Annotated in this window: 8 protein-coding genes; 2 read left to right on the forward strand and 6 right to left on the reverse strand. The window is 66.4% G+C overall.

Annotated features, from left to right (window positions below; all coding sequences use genetic code 11):
* Nucleotides 1-32: 32 nt before the first annotated feature.
* Nucleotides 33-1634 carry a CdaR family transcriptional regulator gene (locus M2390_RS13450; protein WP_259179486.1) on the reverse strand — a complete coding sequence of 534 codons (1602 nt, stop codon included), beginning with the start codon at nt 1632-1634 and terminating at the stop codon, nt 33-35.
* Nucleotides 1635-1782: 148 nt separating this feature from the next.
* Here M2390_RS13450 and M2390_RS13455 point away from each other — a divergent pair, with 148 nt between their 5' ends.
* Nucleotides 1783-5190: a proline dehydrogenase family protein gene (locus tag M2390_RS13455; protein ID WP_259179487.1), complete on the forward strand. Its 3408-nt coding sequence runs from the start codon at nt 1783-1785 to the stop codon at nt 5188-5190.
* A gap of 120 nt (nt 5191-5310) precedes the next feature.
* On the opposite strand, the gene M2390_RS13460 is transcribed toward M2390_RS13455, so the two are convergent.
* Nucleotides 5311-6528 (reverse strand): MFS transporter, encoded by a 1218-nt coding sequence (locus tag M2390_RS13460; protein WP_259179488.1) that lies wholly within the window; start codon nt 6526-6528, stop codon nt 5311-5313.
* A 202-nt stretch (nt 6529-6730) separates the two neighbouring features.
* On the opposite strand from M2390_RS13460, the gene M2390_RS13465 reads away from it, so the two are divergent.
* Nucleotides 6731-7540, forward strand: a complete 810-nt coding sequence (locus tag M2390_RS13465) for a DUF1295 domain-containing protein (RefSeq protein WP_259179490.1) — start codon at nt 6731-6733, stop codon at nt 7538-7540.
* A gap of 228 nt (nt 7541-7768) precedes the next feature.
* Here the strand turns inward: M2390_RS13465 and groL are convergent, their stop codons facing one another.
* The 4 genes from groL to M2390_RS13485 form a co-directional block, all read right to left on the reverse strand.
* The gene (gene groL, locus M2390_RS13470; RefSeq protein ID WP_030148237.1) at nt 7769-9388 is read right to left on the reverse strand and encodes a chaperonin GroEL; all 1620 of its coding nucleotides are present in this window, start codon (nt 9386-9388) and stop codon (nt 7769-7771) included.
* A 144-nt stretch (nt 9389-9532) separates the two neighbouring features.
* Nucleotides 9533-10588, reverse strand: a complete 1056-nt coding sequence (locus tag M2390_RS13475) for a DUF3048 domain-containing protein (RefSeq protein WP_259179494.1) — start codon at nt 10586-10588, stop codon at nt 9533-9535.
* A 50-nt stretch (nt 10589-10638) separates the two neighbouring features.
* Entirely contained in the window at nt 10639-11616 is a 978-nt protein-coding gene (galE, locus tag M2390_RS13480) for a UDP-glucose 4-epimerase GalE (RefSeq protein WP_259179495.1), read from the reverse strand.
* Between the two features lie 62 nt (nt 11617-11678).
* The gene (locus M2390_RS13485; protein ID WP_259179497.1) at nt 11679-12335 is read right to left on the reverse strand and encodes a LytR C-terminal domain-containing protein; all 657 of its coding nucleotides are present in this window, start codon (nt 12333-12335) and stop codon (nt 11679-11681) included.
* Between the last annotated feature and the right edge of the window lie 5 nt (nt 12336-12340).

The following is a 12340-nucleotide window of genomic DNA, read 5'->3' on the forward strand; positions in this document are numbered from 1 at the left end:
CGCGCCTCCTCCTCGGCGGCGGCAAAGTCGGGTTAGCGCGCCTCCTCCTCGGCGGCGGGGAGCCGCAGCAGGAGCGCGGTCATCAATCGGGTCGCCGCATCAGCCAGGTCCAGCCCGCTGATCTGCTGCGCCCGGGTCAGGCGGTAGCGGAGCGTATTGGGGTGGATGCCCAGCCGATCGGCGGCATAGCGCACGTCGGAAAACGCGTCGAGATAGGCGCGGATACTGGGGATCAGTGCGCCCTCATGGGTGGCATCATGCGCGTGCAGGGCTTCCAGCCGCGGATCGCGGAGGTCGGGGCGGGAGGACAACCAGCCGGTCACCTCCCCCAGGAGTACGTCCGAGCGCAGACCCGATCGGGTGACCACGGCGGGGAATCGTGCCGGGTCGCGGGCGACGGTGTCCAGTAGATGATCCACGCTGAGACGCGCCTCGGGTAGCGTCGCGAACCCGCCCTCGGCTTCGGCGATGCCCGCGTGTAACGCACCGGTCAAACGTGAGCGCACACTGGCCAGGGCGGTTTCGGTCCACTCGGTCAGGCGGTCGGGGTCGGTTCCGGTGATGATTGCGTACAGCCGTCCACGATGGGTGCCCATCACGATCCGGCGGCGATCGCTGGATGCCGAGAGGCGGAGGTACCCGGTGAGGGCGGCCACCGCGCTTTCCTCGAGCCCGGCGGCCGCGTCCGGAGCGAAGCCAATCACCGCGAGGAACTCATTTCCGCGCGGATCCAGCAGGCTCGCCAGTGCATAACGGTCGGTGACCGTGGGTTCGGTTCCGGGAGCACCCAGTCCCAGGCCCTCACGGACCAGGCGTTCTTCCAGCCCAGGTCCTCCGGGGCGGCCACGCAACCCGCGCACCGCGAGCCGAGCGGCACCGGGCAGCAGGTCGCGGGCATCGGGGGCGAAGGGGACAACCCCGCGCTGAATCCAGAGCGTGCCGAGGAATTCTCCGCCGTCGTGGATGCCCACGGCGAGACGCTCCTGACGCAGCCCATCGGCGGTTGCCGGGACCTGCACCACGGTGTCTTCCCGAGCCAGCGCACTCAGCACACCCTCGTCGCTGAGTCGGCGCATCTGGGCGGCTGGACCGCGCCGCCCGAGGATCGAGGAAATCCGCAGCTCATCCGCCCCGGCCACCGCACGCGAATAGGCGAGCACCTCGCCGCCGGGTCCCTCGATGCTCACCAGTCCGCGCACCTGGGCGGCCACCGATTCGGCCAGCGCAAACAGGTCACCGGCGTCCTCACCACGGGCGGGATCTGGGAGCGCGGCATGCCCGAGCACCCGCTGCACGAGCCCGGCCAACTGGTCCCAACCGGCGTCGGGATGCACTCGGACGAGGTGGACGCCGCGCTCCTGGGCGGCAGCGATCGCGGCCTCGGGCTCGCCCGCCAGCTTCACAAAAAGCACGCTGCCCTCGGGAGCCAGCGGCACGAGGGAAGCAAGGTCCGCATCACGCACGCCGATCAGCAGCAGCACGTCGGCATCGGGGATGCTGCGGGTGCGCAGCTCGTCGGCCTCGATCACCGCGCTCGCACGGAGTCGAACCGAGGTTTTACCCGTGGTGATCAGCCGGGCCAGGGGCGCGCCGATCGTATGCAGCAGGGTGCGCAGTTCCACATCACCGGTCATAATCCTCACCCGTCTCGTCTTATTGTGCAAACGTCCTAGAGATAGCCTAGAGCCTCATTCAGTTGGCCAATAATATTGGTCGTATTCCGGCGTAGATTTGCAGGGCCTCCCGCCCCGGGTGGCGTTCGACCCCGTCGTCAGGAACATCATGACCACAGAACTTCCCACCGTGCCCGGCGAGGACGCCGTCGCCCTGGTGCGCCGCTGGCTCACCGAGAGCAAGGACCATGCCCCGAGCCGTTCGGCGACGCTGCTGGCCGAAACCCTGCGCGATCCCGCCGGCCTCGACTTCACCCTGGGCTTTGTGGACCGGGTCATCCGCCCCGAAGACCTGGGCGTGGCCGCCAAGAACCTGCGCGCCCTGGCCAGGAACACCCCGCGGTTCCTGCCCGCCTACATGCGCGGTGCCGTGCGTCTGGGTGGTGCGTTTGCGCCGATCCTGCCCGGGATCGTGGTTCCGATCGCCCGCCGCGTCCTGCGCGGGATGGTGAGCCACCTGATTCTCGATGCCCGTCCGGCGCAGCTCGGTCGCGGCATCAGCCACCTCTCCGCCGCCGGTCACCGCCTGAACATCAACCTGCTCGGCGAGGCGGTGCTCGGTGATGCCGAAGCCAACCGTCGCCTGGCCGGAACCCGCGAACTGCTGGCCCGCCCCGACGTGGACTACGTGTCGATCAAGGTGTCCTCGGTGGTCAACGAGCTGAGCCTCTGGGACTACGACAACACCGTCACCAAGGTGGTGGACCGCCTGGTGCCGCTGTACCAGCTGGCCGCAAACTCTCCCTCCCCCAAGTTCATCAACCTGGACATGGAGGAGTATCACGACCTCCACCTGACCATCGATGTGCTGAAGGCGATCCTCGACCGCCCCGAGTTCCTGACCCTCGAAGCCGGCATCGTGCTGCAGGCCTACCTGCCCGATGCGCTGGGCGCGATCCAGGAGCTCACCGAGTGGTCCCAGGCCCGTCGTGCCCGCGGTGGTGCCGGCATCAAGGTGCGTGTGGTGAAGGGCGCCAACCTGGCAATGGAGACCGTCTCGGCCACCGTCCACGGCTGGGAGCTCGCGACCTACGGAACCAAGCAGGACTCCGATACCAACTACAAGCGTGTACTCGACTGGGCTCTGCGTCCCGAGCACACCGACGCCGTCCGCCTGGGTATCGCCGGTCACAACCTCTTTGACATCGCCCACGCACACCTGCTGGCCGAGGCCCGCGGGGTCTCCGACCGGGTCGAGTTTGAGATGCTGCTCGGCATGGCCGAGGGCCAGGCCGCCGCGATCTCCAAGGATGTTGGCTCGCTGCTGCTCTACACCCCGGTGGTCGCCCCCGAAAACTTCGACGCCGCGATCTCCTACCTGGTGCGCCGGCTCGAGGAAAACGCCAGCCCGCAGAACTTCATGTCCGCGGTGTTTGAGCTGACCAAGGACCCCTCGCTGTTCGACCGCGAGAAGAACCGCTTCCTGGCCTCGCTGGCCGCGGTGGATGCGACCGTCCCCGGCGCCAACCGCACCCAGTCGCGCCTGGCCGAGGTGCCTGCGACCCCCGCGGCCGCGTTTGCCAACACCCCGGACACCGACTCCTCGCTGCCCGATAACATCCGTTGGGCGCACCAGATTGCCGCCCGCATCCCCACCTCCGAGCTGGGACTGGCCGGGATCGCCGCGGCCGCCGTCCACACCGGCGACGAGGTCGAGGCGCTGATTGCCGGTGCCCGCGCCGCCCAGCCCGCCTGGCATGCTGCCGGATCCGCCGAGCGCGCCCGCGTGCTGCGCGAGGTGGCCCGAAACCTGTCGGCCCACCGTGGTGAGCTGATCGAGGTGGCCGCCGTGGAGACCGGAAAGAGCCTGGACCAGGCCGACCCCGAGGTATCCGAGGCCATCGACTTTGCCGTGTACTACGCCGAGCGTGCCGAGGAACTCGACCGCATCCAGGGCGCCGACTTCACCCCGGCGACCCTGACCGTGGTTGCCCCGCCGTGGAACTTCCCGGTCGCGATCCCCACCGGTTCGGTGCTCGCCGCGCTGGCCGCCGGATCCGCCGTGATCCTCAAGCCAGCCCCGCAGGCCCGTCGCTGCGCCGCGGTCATCGCCGAACTCCTCTGGGAGGCCGGGGTGCCGCGCGAGGTGCTGATCCTCGCCGATGTGGCCGAAGGTGACCTCGGCAAGCAGCTGATCTCGCACCCGAACGTGGACCGGGTGATCCTCACCGGCGCGTTTGAAACCGCCGAGCTGTTCCGCTCCTGGCGACAGGACCTCCCGCTGCTCGCCGAGACCTCGGGGAAGAACTCGATCATCGTGACCCCGAGCGCCGACATCGACCTGGCCGTGGCCGACGTGGTCTACTCGGCGTTCGGACACGCCGGACAGAAGTGCTCGGCCGCGAGCCTGGTGATCCTAGTGGGCGAGATGGGACGCTCCGAGCGCTTCATCAACCAGCTCAAGGACGCCACCTCGAGCCTGCGCGTGGACCTGCCCACGAACCTCGCCGCCCAGGTGGGACCGATCATCGAACCCGCCACCGGCAAGCTTGCCTGGGCGCTGAACGAACTGGCACCGGGCGAGACCTGGGCCGTGACCCCGAAGAAGCTCGACGACGAGGGCCAGCTGTACTCCCCCGGCGTGCGCCTCGGCGTGGCCGAGGGTAGCCGCTTCCACACCACCGAGTTCTTCGGACCCGTGCTCGGCGTGATGAGCGTCCCCACCCTGGAGGACGCAATCCGCGTGCAGAACGGCACCGCCTACGGCCTGACCGCCGGTCTCCACTCGCTGGATGCCGCCGAACTCAAGGTGTGGCTGGACGGCGTGCAGGCCGGAAACCTGTATGTGAACCGCGGCATCACCGGGGCGATCGTGCGCCGTCAGCCCTTCGGCGGCTGGAAGCGTTCGGCCATCGGTGCCGGGGCCAAGGCCGGTGGACCCAACTACCTGTTCGGTCTGGGTTCGTTTGCCCCGGCCGCCGTGTCCGTGGTTCCGCAGACGGGACCGGACGCCCGGGTGCGCGGCATCATCAACGCCGCCAGCGGCATCGACACCGAGACCCTGCTGCGTGCCGCCGCCCTCGACCAGGCCGCCTGGGACACCGAGTTCGGGATCGCCGCAGATGTGTCAGACCTGGGCCTGGAGCGTAACCTGTTCCGCTACCTGCCCGCCCACACGGGCGTGCGGATCGCCGAGAACGCGAACCTGACCGACGCCGTGCGTGTGCTGATCGCCGCGGTTCGTGCCGGCGGCAACGTCCCGGTGAGCACCGGAATCGCCCTGCCGGGAACGCTGGAGTCGGCGCTGCGCGCCTCGGGTCTGACGGTCACGAACCAGAACGATGCCGAGTGGCTGGCCACCCTGCCCACCACCGACCTGGCCCGCATCCGCGTGGTCGGTTCGAGCACCGGTGACGAGTACGCCGCCGCCGGTGGACGCCCCGAGCTGGCCTTCTACCGCGACCCGGTCACCGAGGCCGGCCGGATCGAGCTGCTGCCGTTCCTGCACGAGCAGGCCATCTCGATCACCGCACACCGCTTCGGCAACCACGACGCCTGGTCCGAGGCAGCAATCTAACCGCCCTCCCCAGGCAAGCCACCGCCCCCGGAACCGTCCTCGGTCCCGGGGGCGGTTCCGTTTCCCGTGGCCGTGGTGTCCAACCCACCCGGTGTTCCCGCCGCGCGCCGGCGCCTACCCCTATTCAGGAACCGCTTTTCGGGGTGCTCCGAAACGCAGGACGCCGATCAGAACCAGCGTGACACCGGCCAGTGCGCCGGAGGCCCAGGCGAGTGTCCCGTATGACCAGACCGCCGTCAGGGTGCCCGCGATGATGCTGGCACAGCCGCCGGAGACGTTCATGGTGAGATCCATCAGGCCCTGTAACCGTCCGCGCTCCCGGGGTGGAATGCTCTCGGAGACCAGCACCGAGCCCGCCACGATACTCATTGACCATCCAAATCCCAGCAGAGTAAGCCCAGCCGCAAATCTCCAGTGGTCTCCCGAATGCGGCAGCGCGAGCACGACGGCCGCGGCACCGGAGAGTACAAGCCCGCAGAGCCCCACGAACCGCGCGCCTCGCCACCGGGCAAGCAGTCCAAAAACCGGGCTCAGGACATACATCGCGACCAGATGGGCGCTCATCATCATCCCCACCAGGCCGGCCGGAGTATCCACCATTCCCAGGTGCACGGGGGCCATCCCCATGAGGGCGATCATCACCGAATGCGCGACCAGCGTGAGGACCAGGGCAAACATCGCCGCGGGGTGGCGACGCAACACCGTCGGAAGATCCCGTCGTTCCACCCCGGGTCTACGCCCATTCGCTTCGATGGCTCCGGCTGGTGCCCAGTGGAATGAAATACTTGCCGCCAGAATGTAGAGGACCAGCAACACGATAAAAGGCGGTGCCGATTTGGTCCCGCCGGTCAGGCTCATCAGGTTCGGGCCAATCAGCGATCCACACGTCCCCGCCCAGAGAATCAGGCTGATCGCCAGGGGCAGGTGGATGGGATCGGTAACCGCGTCGGCTGCGGCAAAGCGGGTCGCTAAAGCGCCCACGGTACCTCCTCCGATAAGGACCAGGGCGATCAGGAAGAAGGGCCAGGAATCGGCTGCGATCGCCAGTACCGTGCCCATGGCTCCGAGCGCAGCCAGGGAAAACGCGGTACCGAGGGCGGTGCGTCGCCCTCGACGCCGCGACAGCGCGGCGATGGGGAGGGTGAGGAGACTCGCTCCGAGAATCATCGCCGTCTGCGACAGACCGGCAATCTGCGCGGACCGGGACAGCTGATACGCAACCGGCGTCACCACGGTGAGTGCCAAACCGGCAGCGGTGGAGGCGAGAACCTGCGTGGCACCGAGTGCCAGCAACGCGGGGGCGAACACGGTGGATATTCGGCGACGACGCATGGTCATGGGCTCCCTTGACTTCGGGGACCAGCGTGTACGTCCAAGCTAGCTATCGTCTCGACGCCCGGAAGCCCGGGCACGCTAGCCTCAGGTTTTCGGTCCCGGATCGGCCGGGTTTACCCGTGATGCTTGCCCTCGCCCGCACTCGTTGCCAGAATGGGGCCACCGGGGCGGGGTGCTCCGCGGGGCAAGGAGACCAGCGTTGGATATGACCGCGATCAATCCACTACTCGTGAGCATTCTGATCTTCGCCGGGGTGGCGGTGCTGAGCTGGGCCGTGACCGCCCGCACCGGCTCGTCTGCCTGGCTCGACCGGTTGTGGTCGATCCTGCCGATTGTCTATGGCTGGGTGTTTGCCGCGGCCGCGGGCCTCGCGGATCCCCGGCTGAATCTACTGGCGATCCTCGCTACCGCCTGGGGCGTGCGTCTCACATTCAACTACGCCCGCAAGGGTGGCTATAGGCGCGGTGCCGAGGACTATCGCTGGGGAACCGTGCGCAACAGGTTGAATCGCACACAGTGGTTCTTTTTCCACGCGCTCTTTATTAGCGTTTACCAGCAGGCTCTCCTGCTGCTCCTGGTGCTTCCCGCCTGGACCGCATACGAACACCGCACCCCGCTGGGGTGGTCGGACTGGCTTTTTGCCGCCGTGTTCGTCGTCCTGCTGATGGGTGAGGGCACGGCCGACGGTCAGCAGTGGCGGTTCCAGCAGCGCAAGAAAGCCGCCGTGGCCGCGGGAAAGCCGTTGGCCGACGGCTTTATCAGCACCGGCCTGTTTCGCCTCTCCCGGCATCCCAACCTGTTCTGCGAGATCATGATGTGGTGGATGTTCTATGTGCTGGGAGCCATTGCGGTGGGAGAGCCGTTCTCCTGGACCATCCTGGGAACCGTGCTCCTGACCGCACAGAGCATCGGCTCGACGGTGATGGCCGAATCCATCTCCGGCGCTAAGTATCCCGGCTACGCGGCCTACCGCGCCCGGACCTCACGCCTGCTCCCCTGGCCGCCGCGCGCCTAATGCTCATTTAGCCTGTCATTCCCGTGCAGAAACGATCCTCGACTCTTGTAATTCTGGTCATCGGCGCGTAACTTCGCTGACAAGAAGGTGAGGACAAGGTCCCTCATCAGGAGTCGACCGGGTCTGCAAGACGAATGTGCTTGCAGGCCCGTTCAAGCTCCGTAGCAACAACAAAACGGGCGCCCTCCCGAAGGAGAGCGCCCGTCTCGTGTGAAACGAGGGTTGGACTTAGAAGTCCATACCGCCGCCGTCGCCACCGGCTACCGGAGCAGCCTTCTCGGGCTTGTCGGCCACGACGACCTCGGTGGTCAGGAACAGACCGGCGATCGATGCGGCGTTCTGCAGGGCCGAACGGGTGACCTTGGCCGGGTCGATGATGCCCTGGGCGATCATGTCACCGTACTCACCGGATGCGGCGTTGAAGCCGTGGCCGACGGGCAGGTCGCGGACCTTGGCGGCCACAACACCGGGCTCCTGGCCGGCGTTCAGTGCGATCTGCTTCAGCGGAGCCTCGATGGCCACGCGAACGATGTTTGCACCGGTTGCCTCGTCGCCGACGAGCTCCAGCTTCTCGAAGGCCAGCTTGCCGGCCTGGATCAGGGCAACGCCACCACCGGCGATGATGCCCTCTTCGACGGCAGCCTTGGCGTTACGCACGGCGTCCTCGATGCGGTGCTTGCGCTCCTTGAGCTCAACCTCGGTTGCGGCTCCGGCCTTGATGACCGCAACACCGCCGGCCAGCTTGGCCAGACGCTCCTGCAGCTTCTCGCGGTCGTAGTCCGAGTCGGTGCCCTCGATCTCGCGACGGATCTGAGCCACGCGACCGGCGATGGCGTCGGCGTCGCCGGCACCCTCAACGATGGTGGTCTCGTCCTTGGTGATAACAACCTTGCGGGCGCGGCCCAGGTCGGTCAGCTTCAGCTGCTCGAAGGTCAGGCCGAGCTCGGCGGAGATAACCTCTCCACCGGCCAGTACGGCGATGTCCTTGAGCTGAGCCTTGCGGCGCTCACCGAAGCCCGGAGCCTTGACGGCGGCGGACTTGAAGATGCCACGGATCTTGTTGACAACCAGGGTGGTCAGCGCTTCGCCGTCCACGTCCTCGGCGATGATGACGAGGGGCTTGCCGGTCTGCATGACCAGGTCGGCAACCGGGGACAGGTCCTTGACCGAGGAGATCTTGGAGTCTGCGATCAGGATGTAGGCATCCTCGAAGACGGTCTCCTGGCGGTCGGGGTCGGTGACGAAGTAGGCCGACAGGTAACCCTTGTCGAAGCGCATACCCTCGGTCAGCTCGAGCTCGGTACCGAAGGTGCTGGACTCCTCAACGGTGACCACACCCTCCTTACCAACCTTGTCGATGGCCTCGGCGATGATCTCACCAATGCCGGTGTCGGCGGCCGAGATCGACGCGGTGGCGGCGATCTGGTCCTTGGTCTCGATCTCCTTGGAAGCTTCGGTCAGCTCGGCGATAACCGCGGCCACGGCCTTCTCGATGCCCTTCTTCAGGCTGATCGGGTCGGCACCGGCGGCGACGTTACGCAGGCCCTCGCGGACCAGAGCCTGGGCGAGAACCACCGAGGTGGTGGTTCCGTCACCGGCGACGTCATCGGTCTTCTTGGCGACCTCCTTGACGAGCTCCGCACCGATCTTCTCGTACGGGTCGTCGAGCTCGATCTCCTTGGCGATGGACACACCATCGTTGGTGATCGTGGGGGCGCCCCACTTCTTCTCAAGTACTACGTTCCGACCGCGCGGGCCAAGGGTGACCTTGACGGCGTCGGCGAGCGTGTTCAGTCCACGCTCAAGACCGCGGCGGGCCTCTTCGTCAAAAGCAATGATCTTTGCCATGTGGTTTTTCGTCCCTCCCGGACGTCGAAAACGGGGTTAGCACTCGATGAATGTGAGTGCTAACTCGATTCTGGCACTCTCCACCTACGAGTGCAAGCCGAACCAGGCAGATGACGGCGGATGAACAGGGAGCCCGCAGGGTGCCTATTCGACGCGCACTTCGGCACCGGAGATCAGCGGCACAAGCTCAACCCAGGCATTGCCGGGAGCCAACAGTATCGGCTCGCCCGCCTCGGTGGTGAGCGTGATCGGCGCGGTGGCCTCGGTCTTGGACCAGGTGACCGGAATCACCTGCCCACCGGTCGCCACGTATCCGGTGCCCGAACCGATCAGCACGGTCTTGGGCACCCCCTGGTACTGGTTATCGATGTTCACCCGAAGCACAATCACGTTCGTCGCAGACCGGGTCTTGCCGTCGGGATCCAGATCGGGCTTGCCCTGCTGGGAGCGCAGGAAAACCCCCTGGCTGGCATCCCAGGCCCAGGACTGCTGTCGGGAGGTTGAGAACGTCGCGTGGATTGTCGCCACCGGGATACCGCCCTGGAGTGCCGAGGCACCCTCGGCGGTTTCGGCATGCTCAAACTGCGTGGGCGGCGCGCTCAGTCCCTGTTGATCGTCGATCAGTTTCTCGGCCCGCAGGATGACGTTGTGCGGGGCAGGTTTGTCCTTGCTGCGGTACATAAACGGATCGGCATTCGGCTGACCGTGGATGAAGTTTTTGACCGGGGTGTTTTCCATCTGGTCCACGAAGATCTGCTGTCCACCCGAGTAGGCCACGAGGCCACCGAAGGGGGAAATGATGTCCGGGTCCATCGGACGAATCGAACGCAGCGGCCCCAGCTCCTCGGGAATCTGCGACTGCCAGACCGCAACATAGCGGGTCAGCCCACCCTCGACCAGTTCCTCAAATACCAGGTCGGCACGTTCCAGGCCGCGCTGAGGACGGGCCTCCACATCGTTCCCGATCTTGGCGGCGAGCGAGGGGCGACTCAGGACCGCCCCGGTCGCCGGCTCACCGGTGAGTGGTGCCACGGTCCCCGGAACATCCTGGGTGGCGGTCGGCGTTGATGACGGGGCGGGCGAGGGGCGCTGAGCACAAGCGGCCAGCAGGGAAACCCCGAGGACGCAGGTAACCAGAACCCGCGTGACACGAACGGCGCTCGCACCTGCGGTGGATGAGGGGGCGGCGAGTCTCAACATGCCGCTAACCATAACGCGTCCCCGGTCAATTTGGGCCGAGCCTCGCTGGTTTAGCGTGCGTTATTGGCGCGGTGCGCGTCCCAGGCCGAACGGATGATCTCCTCGGTGCCGCGACGGGCGCTCCATCCGAGTTCCCGCTCGATTTTGGTCACCGAGGCCACCACCGATGCCGGGTCCCCGGCACGACGCTCACGAATCTCCGGGGGCAGATCAATACCGCTCACTCGGCGCACGGTCTCAACCATCTCCAGCACACTGGTACCGAGCCCCGTGCCCACGTTGAACACCTCGTTCCAGCCGTGCGGTCGCGACCCCAGGGTATCGAGAGCCGCCAGGTGGGCATCCGCGAGATCACTAACATGCACGTAGTCTCGCACGCAGGATCCATCCTGGGTATCGTAATCATCGCCAAAAACCAGCGGAGATTCTCCCTGGTCCAGTCGTTCAAAGATCATCGGGACCAGGTTGAGTACCGCCTGATCTCCCAACCGGTCCGAACCGGCACCGGCCACGTTGAAGTAGCGCAGGCTCACCCCGCGCAGACCCCAGGCGGTGCCCGCAGCGGCAACCAGATACTCGCCCTGAAGCTTCGACATTCCGTACGGATTGACCGGAATTGTAGGGGCGTCCTCGGCGATCTGTGCCCCGACCGCATTGCCATACACCGATGCCGAGGACGAGAACACCAGATTCTGAACGCCGGCTGCCTCCATCGCCAGCATCAGGTTGGCCAGGCCACCGATGTTCTGCTGAAAGTACCAGGCGGGCTTTTGGACCGATTCCAAAACCTGTTTGCGTGCGGCGAAGTGCACAACGGCCTCGATGCGGGCTGTCTCGAGAATTTCGGTCAACCGCCCAACAGCATGGGTATCAGCCAAATCGAGCTCGTGAATAACCACGCCGGGAATACGCTCGGGGATGCCGGTAATCAGGTCATCCACGGCGACAACCTCATCGCCCCGGGCCTGCAACAACTCGACCACATGCGCGCCGATATATCCCGCACCACCGGTTACCAGAATCCTCATACCGGGGATCCTATCGCACCCGTTTTCCGGGGCGTGGATCCACGCCCCGACCCCGTCTTACGCTAGCGGCTTGCCGAGTAGTCGGTTCCCAGCACAACCACAACCTGGTTCGCCGGTGCCGGGCCACCGGCATTGTTCTTGGCATACTCCTGCGACTTGGTCACGGTCTGAATGCCCAGGGCCGCGGCCACACCGCGGGCTGCAGACTCGCCAGCCTCATCGTGGTAGTACACCACGCTCTGCCGGACGGCCTTGTTCTTGGCATTTCCCACGCTGATCTGCTGGGTCCAGCCCGCCTGGTTCAGTCTGGTCGAGGCACCGGCGGACAAGCCCGTGGTGGTTGTGCCGTTCAGGACGTAGATCGAGGCGGTCTTATCGATCGCACCGGTGGTCGGGGTCTGGCTCGGCGGTGCCTGGCTCTCGCCCGTGTCGCCACCGTTCTGATCGGTTCCGCCATCATCGGGGTTGTCCGTGGCACCATCGGTGGGTTCCTCGCTGGGCTGTTCGGTCGCGCTCGAGGTTGGCGGGGTGAAGTCGATCTTGCCGTTCTGCACGGCGATATAAACAATCCCGCCCAGAACCAGCACCACCACCGCGAGGACCGCGACCAGCCAGCCCCAGTGACGCCGAGGCAGGGCACCGGCGGCACGATGAGCACCCACACGCTTGGTGTGCGTGCGGGTGTTGTCAAAACGGTCGTGGGGGTGGCGTTCGCGCATCTGGG

The sequence above is a fragment of the Mycetocola sp. BIGb0189 genome (assembly GCF_024810155.1).
GTDB classification, from domain to species: Bacteria; Actinomycetota; Actinomycetes; order Actinomycetales; family Microbacteriaceae; genus Mycetocola; species Mycetocola lacteus.

Coding starts and splice junctions, on each gene's coding strand:
- M2390_RS13450 (WP_259179486.1), bottom strand. CDS start 1,634: ATGACCGGTGATGTGGAACTGCGCACCCTGCTGCATACGATCGGCGCG.
- M2390_RS13455 (WP_259179487.1), top strand. CDS start 1,783: ATGACCACAGAACTTCCCACCGTGCCCGGCGAGGACGCCGTCGCCCTG.
- M2390_RS13460 (WP_259179488.1), bottom strand. CDS start 6,528: ATGACCATGCGTCGTCGCCGAATATCCACCGTGTTCGCCCCCGCGTTG.
- M2390_RS13465 (WP_259179490.1), top strand. CDS start 6,731: ATGACCGCGATCAATCCACTACTCGTGAGCATTCTGATCTTCGCCGGG.
- groL (WP_030148237.1), bottom strand. CDS start 9,388: ATGGCAAAGATCATTGCTTTTGACGAAGAGGCCCGCCGCGGTCTTGAG.
- M2390_RS13475 (WP_259179494.1), bottom strand. CDS start 10,588: ATGTTGAGACTCGCCGCCCCCTCATCCACCGCAGGTGCGAGCGCCGTT.
- galE (WP_259179495.1), bottom strand. CDS start 11,616: ATGAGGATTCTGGTAACCGGTGGTGCGGGATATATCGGCGCGCATGTG.
- M2390_RS13485 (WP_259179497.1), bottom strand. CDS start 12,335: ATGCGCGAACGCCACCCCCACGACCGTTTTGACAACACCCGCACGCAC.